The sequence below is a fragment of the Polyangium jinanense genome, assembly GCF_028435365.1.
The window spans coordinates 83,606-100,696 of record NZ_JAGTJJ010000012.1 but is presented as its reverse complement, the minus strand read 5'-3'; the positions used below and the strand labels follow the sequence as shown (position 1 = coordinate 100,696).

Genomic DNA, 17,091 nt, shown 5'->3' with positions numbered 1-17,091 from the left:
CGCTCGGCCCTTATACTCCATCCCCGTATTTCCCGGACGGAAGCAAAGGCTCGAAAAGACCACGCAAGCCGAATGACCAAGCAACGCGGCCCACGAAAATGGCCCGCATTCCGCGCTCCCCTCCCTTGCCCGCGCCGCGAGGCATCGAGCCAGGCTGGGCTCGCCGCGCCGGTCATGCAAGCCGAACCGCAAGCGCCCCGACGTGGAGCAAGTTCCGGCGTCAAAGCGTCAATCAATCAACGGACGGAACCGTGGCGTTCACCCAGGTGGCGACACCTCGCGCGGCCGCGGGCGCCCGGAACGCCGCGGCCGAGAGCTCGCGTTGCATGCAGTTTGCCGCGGCCTCGTAGCGCGCCTCGGTGCCGCTCGCGCTGATCGACGAGGGCACGATGTACCCGTCCACGTCGATTTTGAAGCGAAGCACGATCGTGTCGGGCGGTAGGATCTTGCCATCATCGCCGCGGCAACGCGTGACGAGCGGGTAATAGAGCTGCGCGCGTGCTGCGCGTTCGACGGCCGGCGACGGGATCCCCTCGTGCACGTCGGGGCTCCCCTCCTGGATCTGGATTCGTTTGGCCATGCGCGGCGCGGAGGCTTCGAGGCCGACGCGTGGGCCTTCGGGCGCACCTTCCGTCTCGTCGCGGACACCCGTCTCCGTACCGACGCGTGTCCCTCCGTCCGGCCCCGTCGGCGTAGCGGACGACTTCGGCGCGGCGGCGAGGATCTCCTCGAGCACGCCCCGCACGGGCGCCTTCGCGACGGGCGCGCCGCCCTCCTCGGGCTCGGCAAGCGGCAGACGCGCGGCGACCTCGGGCGAGAACACGGACGAGGCTGCACGTGGCGGAGGCGCGGGCGCGGGCGCCGGCTCGCTCGTGCACGCGACGAGCGAGGCGCACAGCAGGGCCGTGAGCACGAAGCCTCCGTTCTGCTCTCTTCGCACCACGCGTAGGGTCTACCGAAAGCGCGCGGCTTGCAACGGCGCCCTTGCTCGCTCGTCTTCGGGTAGCATCCGCGGCCCGTGCGCGATCTCTGGAGGATCCTCCGCGTCGTTCGTCGCTCCTTGCGCGGCGGCCCGCTCTTCGGCTTCGTCCTCGCGGCGGGCCTCGCGTCGCTCGCGGGCGTGATGGCCGGCGTCCTGCCGGGCCTCATCGGCGTCGCGATCGGCGCGATCCAGGGGCGTCCCGCGTCGCCGAGCCCTGGCCTCGCGGGCCTGTTCGCGCGCCTCGTGTCGGGACAGAGCCCGTGGCTCGTGATCGTCGCGACGCTCGTGGCCGTGACGATCAGCGTGGGCGTCACGATGGCGCAGAGCCGCAAAGGCTCCGAGCTCTCGGCCGAGCTCACGGCGGCGCTCCGCGTGGAGCTCGTGCGCGCGGCGCTCTGGGCCTCTCCGCGCGAGGTCGACGCGGCCGGCGCGCGCGCCCTCGCGCCGAAGGGCGGTCCTCCCGCGCCGCCCGGCGTGAAGGCGCCGGCCGTGCGTGGCTTCGAGGCCGTGAAGCTCGTCATCGCGCGCGACGCGGCGGCCGTCTCGGATTTTGCCGTCGCGGTCATCACGGGCTTGCCGCAGGCGATCGTCACGCTCCTCGTCCTCGCGTTCGAGCTCGCGACGGGCGGCGCGTGGCCCGTGCTCGTGGGCACGGCGCTGCTCTTCGTGCTCTCGCGCGTGCTCTCCGATCGCGCCTCGCGCCGCGTGGGCGAGCGCATGCAGGCGATGCAGCGATCGGACACGGCGGTCTTCGGCGCGCTCGGCGAGATGCTCGCGGGCACCGAGGAGCTGCGCTTGCTCGGCGCGCGGCAAACGGCGCTCACCGAGGTTCAGGACGCGGCACATCGTGCGGCCGACGCGCGCCGGAGTTTTGCCGCTGCGCTCGCAGCGTCGGGGCAGATCAAGAGCGTGCTCACGGCGATGTCGCCGCTCGTCATCCTCGTTGCGCTCCGCCTCTCGGGCCGCGTGTACGAGGCCGGCGACGTCGCGAAACTCCTGCTCGTCACGCCGCTCTTGCTCGCGCGCTTCGAGGCGCTCGACGGACTCCGCTCGGGCCTGCTCGAACGCGCGCCGCTGCTCACCTCGCTCCGCGATCTGCTCTCCTTGCCCCCGCACCCGCCCGAGCCCGAGAGCCCGCTCTCGCTCGCGGCGATCGCGAGTGACGAGGTCGTCCTCGATCACGTCGGCTACCGGCCCGAGGGCGCGAAGGACGACGTGCTCTGCGACCTCTCGCTCCGCATCCCCGCGGGCGCGGTGGTCGCGATCTGCGGCGCGTCGGGCTCGGGCAAGTCCACGCTCGTGCGCCTGCTCTTGCGGCTCGACGATCCGACGCGTGGCAGGATCGAGGTCGGCGGCGTCGATCTCACGCGCCTCTCCCCGCGCGACCTCGCGCGCCTCTTTGCGGTGCTCGGCCAGGCGTCGGTGCTCTTCGAGCGCAGCGTCGCGCAGAACCTCGCGCTTGGCCTTGCCGATCCACCGGACGAGGCGGCGATGCGGCGCATCCTCGCGCGCGTGCGGCTCGACGATCTGGCCGAGGACAAGGGCGGCCGGGGGCTCGAGGCGGTCGTGCGCAAGGTGCCGCCGAACTTCTCGGGTGGCGAGCAGCGACGGATCATGCTGGCGCGAATGCTCCTCCGCGACGCGCGGCTGCTCGTGCTCGACGAACCGGAAGCGGGGCTGCCGGCGGCCACGGCGGAGGAGCTGCTCGGCAGCGTGGTCGAGCTCTCGGCCGGGCGGACGACAATCATTGTCACGCATGCGCCGCACCTCGTGAAATCAACGTTCAATGTGGTGCTCGATAAAGGCCGCATTGCGGCGATGGGCACGCACGAGGAGCTCGTTCGGACCTCGGAGACCTATCGGGCGCTGCTTTCGGAGGGACAACGAAAACAAGCGGCGCCGCCGGGCCCCGGCCCGGGGCCGATGCCGGCCGCGCCTCCTCGCCCGCCGCATTGACGTAAGCCTTTGCGGCGTGGTCCGCTTGAGTATGAGCTTTTCGCGGGTACGACCCCTCCTCTCCCTCGGGCTCCTCGGTTGCGCGACGACTGCGCTCGTGCCGCTCGGCTGCGGGGCCAAGATCAGATACCCGGAAGCGAGCGAGGGCCCGCGCGTGCCGGACGCCACCGCGGAGCGCCTGCGAGAGTGCGTCGATGAGTTCGGTGGCGACCTTCCCCGGGGGTACTACGTGTTCGACGTCGCGGTGAAGGTCGACGAAGAGGGCCGCGTGGTCGATGTGGAGTCGAAGGGCGTGCCCCACGCGGATCTCGCGGGGTGCATGCGGATCGCGCTGCGCGCCATGACGGTCCCGGAGGATCTGCTCCGGCTGCGCAAGCTGCGCCTGTCCGAGTCGCACGCGCCTGCGAATGGGCAGACGGCGGCCGAGCGCGGGCTCGTCGGGCACCCCGGGGTGCTCGTGGTCGTGGCGGTCGCGCTCGCCGACCTCGTCATCGAAGTAGGCCCCGCCGTCATCATCGTGTGTGCCGCTTCGCTGGAGCTCAGCAAGGCGGATATTGTGGAGACGGTTCGGAAGAAGAAGGACCCGTGTCAAGAGCCCCTAAACGACTGCCTCGACTCGGCGCGACAGAGCAAAGAGGGGAGTGTATGGAGACATTCGATATGCATGGCTTGCCATCAACGGTGTCGTGGGGAGGGCCAATGGCCCGACAAGATCAAGCTGTCCAGATGGGAGACGTGTAAATGAGCGACGAGCTCGAATCGGGCCGAGAGATGGAGGGGGAGGAGCTGGCTTTCTGCAACGCCAGCGGCCGCCTCATGGTCAAGTCTCTGGACATGGAGCGCAGCTTCGCCGAGGCCGTGGATGACTTCCGCCGGCTCGAGGCGGAGTTCGTGGTGCGTGGATGCGACACTGACTTCCACGTGCTCGAGACGAGGCGACGCATCGCCGAGATGATCCTCACGCTCGCGGAAGTAAAGCACCCCCCCCTCGAAGTCTGCCGCGAAGCCTGGAAGGACATGGTTCGCCTCGGCTTCTCGAACAGGGAACGAGAATACACGATGACCTGGTTCTATGCGGAGTGCTGTCGGTACGACGAGACCCCCGAGGAGGGGCTCGCCTTGCTAGAGCCGCTCGTCGCCGAGCTCGAGCGGGGGCTCGAAGAAGCAAGGGCGACGCAGAGCGACACGGATTTTTTCGAATACCACCTCGAACCTCTGCGGAAGCTGCGTGACGAGCTCCTGGCCCAACAAAGGGGCGAACAAATCCCGGGGAAGACGACGCGGCGGATCGACGAGGCGCGCCGCAGCACCCCGGACGATGACTGAACCCGTGAGCTCCGCGGCGAGCTCGAAGCCCAGCAAAAGGGCCCGTGACCACGCCCCGCGCGGGCCCTCCCTCCACGGTTCACCGTCAGCCTCTTGACACCCTGCCCCATGCCCCCGTAGCCTCCGCCACGACTCGATAACGAAAAGGAGCCCTCATCCCCATGCGCCCCCCCGACGAAGACGCCGCTTTCAGCCACAACGTCCATTACGGCCGTTACGTCACGAGGCGCCTCCGCCGGGCCCAGCGCGCCTCACTCGCGGCCGACGTCGAGGCGGCGACGCTCCTCGTCCTCCAGCGCGGCCGAGAATGGGAAGACGCGAAGGGCCCCGTTCAAGACGCGCGCGCCGATCGCGACGCGGCCGACGACGAGCTCGATTCCGTCGCGCAAGACGCGCGCGCGAACCTCGCCGGGCGGAGCGCCGACGCCGTCAAAAAGGCGCCCTATACGCTCATCTTCCCCGATGGAATCGGATATTATACCGCCGCCCCCATCGACGAGGAAAAGAAGCGGTACGACGAGCTCCAGAAACGATTGACCGAGCACCTCCCCGCGAATGACGAGGTCCGAAAGGACGCCGTCCCGAAGATCGCCGCCGGCCTCGACGCCTTCGACGACGCCGAGAGAGCCCTCGCCGCGTCCCTGACCGCGGAGTCGCTCGCCTCGACCCGGCTCGACGCCGCCGAGGAAGCTTTTCGGCGGCTCATGACCAAGGTGTATGGTCTGCTCGTCAGCGAGCTCGGAAAACCCGCCGCGGAGAAGTTCTTCCCCAAGCCGAGCGGCGCGAGGCGGAAGAAGGGCGGCGGCTCGGAGGACTGAAAAACGAGCGTCCGGACGCGTCGGGATGGCGCGCAAGAGCTCCAGAGGACGATCCCGACGCGTCGGGATGGCGCGCAAGAGCTCCGGAGGACGATTCGGACGCGTCAGGATGGCGCGTAAGAGCTCCGGAGGACGATCTGGAAGCGTCGGAATCGGGCGGGGGACCTCGGGAGATGCGTCCCCCCGATTCCGAAAGGTACCGCCCTGCCTCGGCATGCCTCCCGTACCCCTTGGTGCTACGCCCCGCGTCCCCCAGAGATCGAGGCGAGGAGGCCAGTTCATGCAACAGACGTTGGTCCGCAAGCTCCGGTTCTTCCTGATGATTTTCTCCCTGGTCCTCCTGCTCCCCGCGGGCGCGGCGCTGGCGCTGCCGAGCGTGGGGCAATCGGCGCGGCGGGTCGTGGTCGAGGATCCGGACGGGCGCGTCATGGATCTCGGGTTTCCCCGGGAAAAGCCGACGCTCATTCTTTACGAGGATCGCAAGTCAGCGGCGCAAAACCGGGCACTCAAGGACGAGCTCACCAAGCTCGCGGACACGAAATCCGAGGCGAAGCAGATCCAGTTCGTGGCCATTGCCGACACGAGCGATTACCGCTCCTGGCCGCTGCGCGGCTTCGCCGAGCGCTCGGTGCGCAAGAAGTCCGCCGAGGTCGGGCAGACGATCTATTGCGACTGGGAGGGCCAATTCCGCAAGGCATACGGCCTGCGGCGCGGCGTGAGCAGCGTGCTGCTCGTCGGCAAAAACGGGCGGGTCGAATACGCGGCGGAAGGCAAGCTCGACGCCCCGGCGCGGAGCAAGCTGTTCGCGCTCCTCTGGGCGCAGGTGCGCTAGCAGCGCTCGCGTAAAAAAACCTCTCCCCTCCCGGCTCGAGCACGATGCCTTGACGCACGGCTTGGCCAGACCCAGACGAAGCCGCTCGAACCGGGAGGGGGAGGCGGGGGCGCTGCCCAGACTCGACGCCCCCAGCGAACCCACGTGCACGAGGTGCGCGTGTAGGGGTTTCCTTCGCGCACGTGGGTTCGCTGCGAGCGTCGCGCTGGCAGTTGGCCATCCAGCGGAGCCGCGTTGCGCAGCTCGATCGGTACTGCACCCGAGACGCGCGAATCCGTCGCGCATCGTGACGAGGGACGTCGTTTTTTCTGACGGACGCCCGCGGTGCGTGCGGGCTCTACGGGTGGAGGCTCTGGAGCTCTCGGCAGAAGACGTTGCCCGGGCCCGCCAAGCGGCACGCCTCCGCGGCGCTCTTCGTATCGCCCCGGTCGAGAGCCGTCGCGGCGGCGCGGCCAAGCGAGCGTGGCCCTGCGTTCTTGTGCGTGTCGTCCGCCGGGCAAGGGAGCGTGCGCGGCGGCGGCTGGGATGGCGGGCAGATAGGCGGCGGCTCGACGGTCGGGTGTGGCTGCAGAGGGTCGGTCACGAGCGGCACCACGCCTGCACCGGGCCGGAGGTCGGGCACCACGAGCGCGAGGTGATTCGCCCAGGGGGCGTCTTTCTGCGCGAGCAGATAGAGGACAGGGAGCACGACACCGGCCGCGACCGCAAAGCGGCGGGCCCATGGCTCCCATGCTGCCATGGTGGGCCCCACGGACGGGAGGGCGGGAGGGATGGACGTCGAAACAGGCGTCGGCCGCGCGCCTTGTGCATCGTCCTCGGTCTCCGCGCCGCCGAGTCCCTCGACGAGGAATGGCAGCACCGCGCCCCGCCGCGCGTCCTCGACGCCGACGCGCTGGAGCGCTTCGCGCATCTTCTTATTGACGCGCCGCAAGGCCGCGTCGACGGCGTCTTCCGTGCGGCCGAACGAGGCTGCGACCTCGCGAATCGAGAGCTCGTCGAAGAACCGCGCCGCGACCATCTCGCGCTCCTGCACGGGAAGGGAATCGAGGATGCGGAGGAGGAGCGAATCCGTTTCGTGCATCGAGACGTCGCGCTCCGGGGTGGACGGGGCGACATCGTCCTCGTGGAGCAGCGGCGCGGCCCGCTCGCGCACGCGGGCACGCTTGTGAGAAGCGTAAGCGACGGTGCGCATCCGGTAATGCACCCAGCCGCCGATCTCCTGGGTCGGGTCGTACTCCTCGCGGTTTTTCCAGCACTGGAGGAGCGTCTCTTGTACGAGGTCCGGCACGTCGCTCGCCAGGAACCGGCGGGAGAGCCAGGCTTGCAGCTTGGCTCTTTGCGACTCCAGGGCTCTTGCGAAATCGCGGTCGTCCATGGGGGCCTCCGTCAAGCCACGCAGCAAAGGGTGCGGGGACCTGCGAGCGCGACGTCGCCTTCGACTTCACCACCCGCGGGAGCGCAGGATCCGCGCTGATACACGGGCGGAGCGGCCGTCTTCGCGCCGAGCGCGCGGCCCTTGGAGGCGACGTCGTGGCAGGTCGTGCCTTCGGACCACGCGCTTACGATCAGCGGGGACACCGTGCAGGCGGCGTCGGCGAAAATGGAGATGTCCGCATGACAGGAGGTGCCCTCGGGGGCGCCGCAGGTGCACGCCGTGCAGGTGCGTTTGTCCGCGAAACCTTCGTAGACGACGAATGCCTCCGTGTATTTGTCGGGTGGGCACGCGTGCACCCCGCTCAGGTACACGCACTGCCGAAAGTCGGCGGGCGGCTTGGGAGCGCAATGCTCGTCTGGCTCGCACTTCCCGAAGGCGCTGCCTTCGCAGACGCGCGCCACACGGCCCCACGAAGGAGAAGGCGGCGCGGCCGTGGTCGCGCCCGTCGCGTCGATCACGGTGCAGCCGATGTCCTGTTTTGCGAGCGGTCCGACGGTGACGGATTGCACGCAGGGAGTTTCCGGGCCGCACGACAGTCCCGCCGCGATTGTATTGTCCGCGGCGCAGGTGCCGTCCCAGGCGTCCGGTGGATTGGTTGCTGTCGCGGCCGTGTCCTCGGGTGGTGTGCAAGGTGCGGCGTGGGCGGTTATCGTCTCCGGAAGAGAGCAGGTACCGTCCGAGGGGCCGCAGGAGCACGGGCCGCATTTCTTCGGGGGGATGACGAGATCCGTGAACCAGACGAATTGCTCGACGGGCGCGTTGTTCGGGCAAGGCGGCCCGCTGCCGTCGTTGGGGCCGATCCAGACGAGGACCGGGTACGAGCTGTCGCCGGGGTGGAGCGGTACGCATTCGCCGTCGCAGCTGAAGTCGCAGTTGCTGCTACTTGGGCCTGCGTCCTCTTCCTCGCCGCCGTCGGTGCCGGCGTCACCGCCGCCTTCACCGCCCCCGCCTTCGGGGGGAACGATGACCTCGATCACCCCTTCCCCTTGCCCACAAGCACTCGCCACCATGCCGGCGGCAAGAACGAGGAACGCCATCAGCTTGCCCAGCACACGCCAATTCTTGTGCATCTCCGATACTCCTCATTCCATAAGAGAAACAGCAACGCCGAGCCCCAGCGCGACGCGCAGGTATGGCGATCGCCAGTGGGTCACGATGTTCGTGGAGTCGCCGTCGAGCGGGCCCCTGATCGTGATGGCTCTAAGCTGCCCGCTGACGTCCCCGTAGCCGAACAGAATGAAACGCGACGAGAGCGGGTACCTGCCCACGAGCCGCCCGCCAAACCCCATCGAGAAACCGTCCGATGCGCTGACCACGATGGGCGGCGGCGCATCGAGGCCGATGATCGTGGCGTTGATTGCGCCGCAGATGTCGACGAAGCGGACGCCCACGCAAGGGAGAAAGCCTACCGTGAAGAGCGACGCACGGGCGTCCTTCAGCTCCGGCTCCCCGACACCGGCGACGGGGGTGATCACACCCCGAATGTCCATGCCAAACGCGAAGCTTTTCCACCGAACGCCCAGCATTCCCCCCCCTCCGACGGCGACCCGCGGCATCCCGTAGGGCATGACCGTGGCGCCCAGGGCCACCTCGGCTTGGAATGGCGGCTTTTCAGGCTCCTGGGCCGGCGCCGGCTGCGCCCACAGCGGCGCCGTGCCCTCCCACGGCGACAGCGGCGCCGACGACGGCTCCCCCCCCGCCATCGACTCCATGAACGCCGCCGGCACCACCATCCGCAGCTCGGGGCTTTCCACCTCGAACCTCGGCGGCGCGAGCAGCCACGGCGGCGGCTCCTCCCCCTGCCACCCGCCCGGGCCAAACCGGATCCGAATCAGCGTCGCCGCATCATAAAGGAGCTCCCGACAGTCCCCGCTCGTGATCACCCGCCGCCACTCCCCCTCCCCGGTCGGGTTTGGCGCGGAAAGCTCGGCCTCGATCCCCTTGCCGTTCGTCCGCGTCTCGATGCGCAGCGTCGCCGCCGCGTCATCACGAACGAGCAGATATCCAAACTCACCCGCGAGGATCAGGCCAAACTCGTCCGCGTTCGGACATCCGCGCCCGGGGAGGTGGAGGTTGGCCTGGTAATTCAGGCGGAACGCAATCTGCGGGGGGACTTCGGCGGCGGCACTTCCGGAGAGTGCCAAGGCGACGCATCCAGCGGCGGCGGCAACGACATGTTTCAACATGACGAACCCTAGGTTGCCGGAGTTTGGCCGGGACCGCAAGGGGGGTTCGTCCAGGAACCCGACGCGGAGCCGTGCCGCCCGTCTGGGCTCGAACGACAACGGCCCCGCGCCGGCTTCCGAGCATCCTCTCACCGTGGACAAACGTGTCCGTCAAGCACCGGGACAAACATTTGTGCAGGTCCGGAAGGAAAACCGGCGCGGGGCCCTGCCGCCTGGCCAACCACGAACACGACCCCGCGCCGGCCGTTGGGCTTTACCGCGGACAAACGGGACGGTCAAGCCCGGGGACAAACATTTCGTCCCGTCCGCGCGACGGGCGGGGTAGGGTTCGGCTGATGAGCAGAGGAGGGGACGTCGTCTGCCGGCCGAGTCCACGCCACCCGGGGGCGCCCTCGTGCGCTTCCTGTTCCAGCCTCTCGCGCCGCGGATCACGACCCCCCGAGGGACCCAAGGCGCGCTTCCCCCTGCGTTCACCGACCCTCTCGGCCTCCAAGCGGGCAGATCTTGCAGCGCATTCGCCGCCGTGGGATCAATGCCAAGCATGAAAACGGCGTCCCTCTCCCGCTTTCCCCGCCGCGCCTGGCTCTTCCTCTCACTCGGGCTCCTCGCGACCGCCGCGGGGTGCAAGGGGTCCGCGGAGGGCGGGGGTGCGGCGGCGGGCAACAAGGTCAAGCTCACGCTCAACTGGGTAGCCGAGCCCGAATTCGGAGGGTTTTACGCGGCCCGTGAGGGAGGCGCGTACAAGCGCGCCGGGCTCGACGTGGACATCATGCCCGGCGGCGCGGGCGTGCCCGTCATGCAGATGGTCGCGAACGGCCAGAGCGATTTCGGCGTCGTCGGCGCAGACGACGTCATCATCGCCCGCGCCCGCGGCGCCGACGTGATCCCGGTCTTCGCCACGTACCAGACGTTTCCGCAAGGAATCATGGTCCACGCGTCGCGCGGCGCGAAGACCATGGCCGACGTCTTCCAATCCGGCACCCTCGCCATCGAGCCCGGCACCGCGTACGCCGCGTATCTCAAGAAGAAATACGGATTCGACAAGGTGAAGATCGTCCCTTATGACGGCGGCGTCGCCCGGTTCGTCGTGGACAAGGAATACGCCCAGCAATGCTTCATCACGTCGGAGCCGATCGCGGCGCGGAAAAAGGGCGCGGAGCCGAAGGTTTTTCTCGTCGCCGACGAGGGCTTCGACCCGTACGGCGCGGTCATCATCACGCGCAAGGCGCTCTGGAAGGAGAATCCGGACAGGGTCCGCGCGTTCGTGCGCGCCTCGCGGGAAGGCTGGCGCTCCTACCTCGACGACCCGGCCCCCGCGAATGCGGTGATGCAAAAGCTCAATCCGACCATGGACGCCGAGACGTTCACCGCGGCGGCCGCGGCGCAAAAGCCGCTCGTCGAGAACCCGCAGACGAAAAAACTCGGGATGATGACGCGCGAGCGCTGGGACACGCTCGGCAAGCAGCTCAAAGACCTCGGCATCATCGACAACGTGCCGCCGCTCGACGAATACCTCGTCGCGATCGACGAGTGATCCAAAGGACGCCGGTCCCTGGGGAAGGACGTTGCTCCCCCCAGGCAGAGCGCATTCCGTCCGAAACGAACGTTCCGCCGACCGGTGCTCCATGACGCATTCGCGTGGACCCATCCGCGACCACGTGCGCTGGATTGGTTGTGCGGCGCGACAACGGGGATCACATACCCCAAATCCGCGAAAATCGACCGTGGAAATGACGCACTGTCCAGGCTTGGTCGCTCGCTAAACCTCTGGTAGTGTCGGCGCCGGTATAGGGGGTGGAGCAGGAGCGGGGGGCGATGCCCGAATTATCTGCGCAAGATTTCTTCCGAGCGGCCGAGATTCCCGAAGGCGCTGTCCTCTCCGGCAAGGAGCTGGAGTCAGCGTTCTGGCAGATCAAAAAAATCCAGCGAGAGTCACAGCAGCAGCAAGCGTTCTGGAAATCGGTGAACGACTCGCTCTCGGACGCATACAAGAAGCTCGCGTCATTCCAGAAGGAGCTCGAGTCGTCCCGGGAAGCGCTGCGTCAGGCCAACGAGCGGCTCGAAGAAAAGGTGCGGGAGCGGACGCTGGAGCTCACCGACAAGCTCGCCAAGATCGAGGAGCAACAAGCGACCATCCGCGCGCTCTTCACGCCCGTCATCCAGGTCTGGGACCACATCCTCGTATTGCCCATCGTGGGCGGGCTCGACGCACGTCGGGCCTCCGACATGATGGGCAGCTTGCTCGAAGCGGTCGTCGACACGCAAAGCACGTTCGTCGTTCTCGACCTCACCGGCGTCGACGATGTGGATGCCGAGACCGCCGATCACCTCGTCAAAATGAGCCGCGCCGCCAGCCTGCTCGGCACCTCGTGCCTGCTCTCGGGGCTCTCGCCGCGCGTCGCGAGCGCCCTCGTCGGGCTCGACGTCGGGCTCGGCGAGCTCCTCTCGTTCGGCAAACTCCAGGCCGCGCTGCAATTCGCACTTCGACGCCTTTCCAAACCCACCGGCCAGAGCGTCTAGCGCTCCGAAGGGAGGCCAAGGCCATGCCCGACATCGTGCTCGTCGAGGACAACGAAATGAATCGCGACATGCTCGCGCGCCGCCTCGTGCGCCGGGGGTTTTTCGTGCGGATCGCCGCGGATGGGGGAACCGGCATCCGCATGGTCGAGGAGGCGCTCCCGGACCTCGTCCTGATGGATATGACCTTGCCGGACATCGACGGCCTGGAGGTCACGCGCAAGCTCAAGGCGAACGCAAGGACACGCGATGTGCCGATCCTCGTGCTCACCGCGCGCGCAATGGCCGAGGACCGCGAGCGCGCCTTCGCGGCCGGCGCGGACGATTACGATGTAAAACCCGTGGACATCGATCGTCTGCTCGGAAAAATGCGGGCGCTCCTCGAAAGGAAGGCGTCATGAGCCTGCCCGATCGCCCCGACGCATGGCCCCCGAGCCGCCCCGCGCCGGGCGAGGAGGAGCTGCGGCGCCTCGTCGCGCATTTGCGTCACGAATTGCGCACCTCGCTCACGGCCGTGATCGGATACAGCGAGGACCTCCTGGAGACGCTGGAGGGCCCCGAGGAGATCCGGGCCGAGCTCAAAGCCTTGCGCAGCGCGGGCGCGGCTGTCCTTTCGCTCGTGAACGAGCGCCTTGGCGCGGAGTCATTGCGAGATCTGTCGGCCTCCACGTTGCCGCGCCTCGTGCGCGACCTCGGCGACGCCTGCGCCGAGCCCGCCTCGGCCATCGCGCCCCTCTGCGCGCGCCTCGTCGCCGCGGCCGAGGGCGCCGGGCATTACGCCCTCATCCCCACGCTCTGCCGCATTCAGGCAGCGGGGGTCATGCTGAACGACCTCCTCGCCGGATACGCGCTCGATCTTTTGCCCCATGCGCCCAAGCTCGGCGGAATGCCGAAGGCCGCGGACCCGGCGAGCGAGGCGCGCCTCGCCGAGGCGCCGTCCGCCGAGCGGGGCCATCTCTTGCTCGTCGACGACAACTCCGTCACGCGGGACGTCCTGCGCCAATGGCTCGTCCGCCAGGGGCACGACGTCGAGGAGGCGAACGGCGGCGATCCGGCGCTCGAGCTCCTCCGGATGCGCGAATTCGATCTCGTTTTGCTCGACCTCGTCATGCCGGATCGCAGCGGCCTCGAGGTGCTCGACGTCCTCCGGGCGGAGGGCCGCCTCGGGAGCGCGTCGATCATCGTGATCTCCGCGCTCGACGAGTTCGACGGCGTGGTCTCGGCGCTCGAGCGCGGCGCAGACGATTACGTGACGAAGCCTTTCCACATGGTGCTGCTCCGAGCGCGAATCCGCATGGCCCTCGAGCTCCGGCGGCACCGCGAGCGCGAGCGCGCCTACCAAGGAATGCTGGCGGAAATCCGCGTCGTGCGCTGAGGCCACCCTGTCGGAAACACCATGCAGCTCGTCAGGCAAATCGTCCGGGAGCGACGCGAATACAACGGCTGGGTCGCGAACGAGACGATGGAGGATTACTCGCTGCGGTACGCGCCGAGGTCCTTCCGCAAATGGTCGCCGCTCCAGCTGGCCAACACCGCGCTCGGGGGCATCTCGTTCCTCGCGCTGGAGGCGATTGGCGGCTCGCTCGTCGTCCATTACGGCTTCCAGAACTCCTTCTGGGCGATCCTCGCCTGCAGCGCGATCATCTTCCTGACCGGCGTTCCGATCACGTATTACGCCGCGAAATACAACCTCGACATGGACCTCCTGACCCGCGGCGCCGGGTTCGGGTACATCGGCTCGACGGTCACCTCGCTCATCTACGCCTCGTTCACGTTCATCTTTTTCGCGCTGGAGGCCTCGATCATGGCCCAGGCGCTGGAGCTCTGGCTGGGGATGCCGCTCGTGGCCGGCTACCTCGTGAGTTCGCTCTGCATCATTCCGCTCGTCCTCTTCGGCGTCACGCTGATCAACCGCTTCCAGCTCTGGACCCAGCCGTTATGGCTGGTCCTCATGATCCTGCCGTTCGTCTACGTCTTCAAAAAAGACCCTTCCGCGCTCGCCGGCTGGACGAGCTTCGCCGGCGACTCCCCGAGCGGCCGCCATTTCGATCCGATCCTGTTCGGGCTCGCCGCGAACGTGTCGTTCTCGCTCATCGTCCAGATCGGCGAGCAGGTTGATTACCTCCGGTTCATGCCGGACCAAACGAAATCGAACCGCAAGGTCTGGTGGTTCGCCCTGCTCGCCGCCGGCCCGGGCTGGATCGTGCTCGGGGGCGCCAAGCAGCTCGCGGGCGCGTTTCTCGCCACGCTCGCGATCCGGCACGGCACGAGCGTGGAAAAGGCGCTCCAGCCGATCTGGATGTACGTGGCCGGCTACGAATACGTCTTTTCGAGCCGGAACATGATGATCGGAGCGGGCATCGTGCTCGTGCTCGTCTCGCAGCTCAAGATCAACGTGACGAACGCCTACGCGGGCTCGCTCGCGTGGTCGAACTTCTTCTCGCGCCTCTCGCACAGCCACCCCGGCCGCGTGGTCTGGCTCGTGTTCAACGTGGCGATCGCGCTGCTCCTCATGATGTTCGGGGTCTTCCACACCCTCGACAAGGTGCTCGCGCTGTATTCGAACGTGGCCATCGCTTGGATCGGGGCCATCGTCGCCGATCTCGTGGTGAACAAGCCGATCGGTTTGTCGCCAAAGTACATCGAGTTCAAGCGGGCGCACCTGTACAACATCAACCCGGTCGGCTTCGGGTCGATGGCCGCGGCCTCGGTCGTGTCGATGCTCTGCTACGCCGGCTTCTTCGGCCCGGCGCTCAAGGCGTATTCGTCGTTCCTCGCCCTCGGCCTCGCGTTCGTGCTCTCGCCGCTCATCGCCGTGGCGACGAAGGGCAAATATTACATCGCCCGCACGAACGACCATTTCCCGAACGACAAGGCCCACGGCAGCGAGCCATGCTGCATCTGCGAGCACTCGTACGAGCCGCAGGACATGGCCCATTGCCCCGTCTACCAGGGCTCGATCTGCTCGCTCTGCTGCACGCTCGACGGGCGCTGCCACGACGCCTGCAAATCGAAGACGGATAGCCGCCGGCGCATCTCGACGTTCCTCGAAGGAAAACTCGCGCCGCGCCTCGCCTCGCGCCTTTTGCGATTCGCCGCCGTTTATGCGGGCATGGCCTTCGCGGTGGCGCTCGTGTTTTTCCTGTTCCACCAGGCCTCGGCCGTGACCGGCGAGAGCCGCGCCGCGCTCGGACGGACGTTCACCGAGCTGTATGCGACGGTCGTCGTACTCGTCGGCGTGGGCGCGTGGTGGCTCGTGCTCTCGTGGGAGAGCCGCGAGCTCGTCGAGGAGGAGCTCGATCGGCAAAACGTCGAACTCGAACAGGAAATCAAGGAGCACGAAAAGACGGAAAGCGCGCTCCGGCAAGCACGCGCCGAGGCCGAAACCCTCGCGAGCGCGGCGGAGGCGGCAAACCAGGCGAAGAGCCAGTTCCTCGCGAACATGAGCCACGAGCTGCGCACGCCGCTAAATGCGATCATCGGCTACAGCGAGATGCTCGAAGAGGAGGCCGACGAGGGCGGTTACAAGGCGATCGTCCCGGATCTCGGCAAGATCCGGCAGGCGGGCAAACAGCTCTTGATGCTCGTCGACGACGTGCTCGATCTGTCGAAGATCGAGGCAAACCGGATGGTCCTCGATCCCACGCGGTTCGACCTCGCCGCGCTCCTCGAAGAGGTGCGCGGGACGGTGCAGCCGATGGTCGATCGCAATGGCAGCGAGCTTTTCGTCGAGGGCGCCGCCGCGCCGATCGAAATGGTCGCGGACAGGAAGCGCGTGATGCAGACGCTGAACAACCTGCTCAGCAACGCGGCCAAGTTCACGAAGGGCGGGCGTATCGTGCTCTCTGCGTCGCTCCACGAGGCGGAGGGCCGGCCCTGCGTGCGGCTCGTCGTGAAGGACGAGGGGATCGGGATGTCGCCCGAGCAGCAACGCCGGCTCTTCCAGCCTTTCACGCAGGCCGACCTCTCGACGAGCCGCAAATACGGGGGAACCGGGCTTGGTCTCTCCATTACGAAGCGGCTCGTGGAGATGATGGACGGGACGATCGAAATGAAGAGCGCGCTCGGCAAGGGGACGACGTTCACGGTGACCCTGCCGCGCACACCGGCGCCGCGCGAGGCGGAGGATATTTAGGCGGACGCAGATGGCGCTCGGGCGTCGACCCGAAAGCAGGCAGCCGTATAGCGGACTTCGGCTCCGTGCACGTAGGGCTCAAAGGCGGCGCGGACCGTTTCGATGACCTGCGTGCGCGTCCGGTCGTCCGCCTGTTGAAGGAGCAGGCCGACGGGACCAAGTTGGCTCAGGTAACGGACGAGATCCTTTTCGGGCAGGGTGCAGGTGACATCGATCGGCCGGATATCGATCTCGGCCCAGCCGCTCTCTTCGAGAAGGGTGTGCACCCGGCGCTGGTCCGCAAATGCGAACTGCCCCGGCGCATCCGGTCGGCGGGCGGGGAGGTTCGGCAGGAGCGGCGCCGCGGCGCGCTCGGCTGTCGTCATGAATGGGTTTTCCATGGCGCTCCGCCAAGCGACGAACCGGAGCTCGGCGCCGTCCCTCGCGGCACGCCGCAGGTTCGCAAAGGCCCGGACAGAATCGTCGAAAAACATGACGCCGAAACGCGAGATGATCGTATCGAAGCTCGCAGGCTCGAATGCGTGGCGCTGCGCGTCGGCGCAGAGGAAACTCGGCGGCGCGCTTTCCCGTTCGGCGCGGCCCCGGGCGGCGGTGATCATCGGCTCCGAGATGTCGATGCCGACGCAGCGGCCCTTCGCTCCGAGCTTCCGCGCGACGGCGAGCGTCGTGCTGCCCGTGCCGCAGCCGACGTCGAGCACACGGCCTCCGGATTCGGCGGAAACCGCTTCGACGAGCAGGTCCTCGAACGGTTTGAACATCGGGTCGAGGAGCTCCTGCGCCTCGACCCAGGCGCGTCCGGCGAGGCCGTTCCAAAGCTTCGCCTGCTCGTTGTCTGTACGTTGCGTCGCATCCATGGTCATCTCCTTTTCCTTGCCTTCAGGAAGCGGGAGCTACACGATGCCAG

The 17,091-nt window shown here is 67.8% G+C and carries 15 protein-coding genes; 10 read left to right on the top strand and 5 right to left on the bottom strand.

All coding sequences use genetic code 11. From position 1 onward, the window contains the following. Positions 1 to 232 precede the first annotated feature (232 nt). A complete protein-coding gene (locus KEG57_RS22140) occupies positions 233 to 943 on the bottom strand; it encodes a hypothetical protein (protein ID WP_272421031.1) in 711 nt (236 codons plus the stop codon). A 75-nt stretch (positions 944 to 1,018) separates the two neighbouring features. Between KEG57_RS22140 and KEG57_RS55670 the strand changes: the two genes are divergently transcribed. The 5 genes from KEG57_RS55670 to KEG57_RS22115 all read left to right on the top strand — a co-directional run bounded on the left by KEG57_RS55670 (position 1,019) and on the right by KEG57_RS22115 (position 5,914). Continuing rightward, positions 1,019 to 2,938: an ATP-binding cassette domain-containing protein gene (locus tag KEG57_RS55670; protein ID WP_272421030.1), complete on the top strand. Its 1,920-nt coding sequence runs from the start codon at positions 1,019 to 1,021 to the stop codon at positions 2,936 to 2,938. A gap of 31 nt (positions 2,939 to 2,969) precedes the next feature. Continuing rightward, positions 2,970 to 3,683 (top strand): hypothetical protein, encoded by a 714-nt coding sequence (locus KEG57_RS22130; RefSeq protein ID WP_272421029.1) that lies wholly within the window; start codon positions 2,970 to 2,972, stop codon positions 3,681 to 3,683. After that, positions 3,680 to 4,264, top strand: a complete 585-nt coding sequence (locus KEG57_RS22125) for a hypothetical protein (protein ID WP_272421028.1) — start codon at positions 3,680 to 3,682, stop codon at positions 4,262 to 4,264. The genes KEG57_RS22130 and KEG57_RS22125 overlap by 4 nt, the downstream gene beginning before the upstream one ends. 161 nt (positions 4,265 to 4,425) lie before the next feature. Continuing rightward, positions 4,426 to 5,082, top strand: a complete 657-nt coding sequence (locus tag KEG57_RS22120) for a hypothetical protein (RefSeq protein ID WP_272421027.1) — start codon at positions 4,426 to 4,428, stop codon at positions 5,080 to 5,082. 280 nt (positions 5,083 to 5,362) lie between these two features. Then, positions 5,363 to 5,914 (top strand): YtfJ family protein, encoded by a 552-nt coding sequence (locus tag KEG57_RS22115; protein WP_272421026.1) that lies wholly within the window; start codon positions 5,363 to 5,365, stop codon positions 5,912 to 5,914. A 337-nt stretch (positions 5,915 to 6,251) separates the two neighbouring features. On the opposite strand, the gene KEG57_RS22110 is transcribed toward KEG57_RS22115, so the two are convergent. The 3 genes from KEG57_RS22110 to KEG57_RS22100 are packed head-to-tail and all read right to left on the bottom strand — an operon-like array spanning position 6,252 to position 9,535. Then, positions 6,252 to 7,289, bottom strand: coding sequence for a sigma-70 family RNA polymerase sigma factor (locus KEG57_RS22110; RefSeq protein WP_272421025.1), 1,038 nt, complete (start codon positions 7,287 to 7,289; stop codon positions 6,252 to 6,254). 11 nt (positions 7,290 to 7,300) lie between these two features. Continuing rightward, the gene (locus KEG57_RS22105; protein ID WP_272421024.1) at positions 7,301 to 8,419 is read right to left on the bottom strand and encodes a hypothetical protein; all 1,119 of its coding nucleotides are present in this window, start codon (positions 8,417 to 8,419) and stop codon (positions 7,301 to 7,303) included. A 12-nt stretch (positions 8,420 to 8,431) separates the two neighbouring features. Beyond that, positions 8,432 to 9,535 (bottom strand): hypothetical protein, encoded by a 1,104-nt coding sequence (locus KEG57_RS22100; protein ID WP_272421023.1) that lies wholly within the window; start codon positions 9,533 to 9,535, stop codon positions 8,432 to 8,434. 541 nt (positions 9,536 to 10,076) lie between these two features. Between KEG57_RS22100 and KEG57_RS22095 the strand changes: the two genes are divergently transcribed. The 5 genes from KEG57_RS22095 (at position 10,077) to KEG57_RS22075 (ending at position 16,187) form a co-directional block, all read left to right on the top strand. After that, positions 10,077 to 11,069 (top strand): ABC transporter substrate-binding protein, encoded by a 993-nt coding sequence (locus tag KEG57_RS22095; RefSeq protein WP_272421022.1) that lies wholly within the window; start codon positions 10,077 to 10,079, stop codon positions 11,067 to 11,069. Between the two features lie 281 nt (positions 11,070 to 11,350). Beyond that, the gene (locus KEG57_RS22090; protein WP_272458777.1) at positions 11,351 to 12,055 is read left to right on the top strand and encodes an STAS domain-containing protein; all 705 of its coding nucleotides are present in this window, start codon (positions 11,351 to 11,353) and stop codon (positions 12,053 to 12,055) included. Positions 12,056 to 12,078: 23 nt separating this feature from the next. Further along, complete coding sequence (locus KEG57_RS22085) at positions 12,079 to 12,453, top strand: response regulator (protein ID WP_272421020.1); 375 nt, start codon at positions 12,079 to 12,081, stop codon at positions 12,451 to 12,453. After that, positions 12,450 to 13,427 carry a response regulator gene (locus KEG57_RS22080; protein WP_272421019.1) on the top strand — a complete coding sequence of 326 codons (978 nt, stop codon included), beginning with the start codon at positions 12,450 to 12,452 and terminating at the stop codon, positions 13,425 to 13,427. Before KEG57_RS22085 ends, KEG57_RS22080 begins: the two co-directional genes overlap by 4 nt. 21 nt (positions 13,428 to 13,448) lie before the next feature. Next, positions 13,449 to 16,187 carry an ATP-binding protein gene (locus KEG57_RS22075; RefSeq protein ID WP_272421018.1) on the top strand — a complete coding sequence of 913 codons (2,739 nt, stop codon included), beginning with the start codon at positions 13,449 to 13,451 and terminating at the stop codon, positions 16,185 to 16,187. Here KEG57_RS22075 and KEG57_RS22070 read toward each other — a convergent pair. Next, positions 16,184 to 17,041, bottom strand: coding sequence for a class I SAM-dependent methyltransferase (locus KEG57_RS22070; RefSeq protein WP_272421017.1), 858 nt, complete (start codon positions 17,039 to 17,041; stop codon positions 16,184 to 16,186). The two genes, KEG57_RS22075 and KEG57_RS22070, sit on opposite strands and share 4 nt — an antisense overlap. Between the last annotated feature and the right edge of the window lie 50 nt (positions 17,042 to 17,091).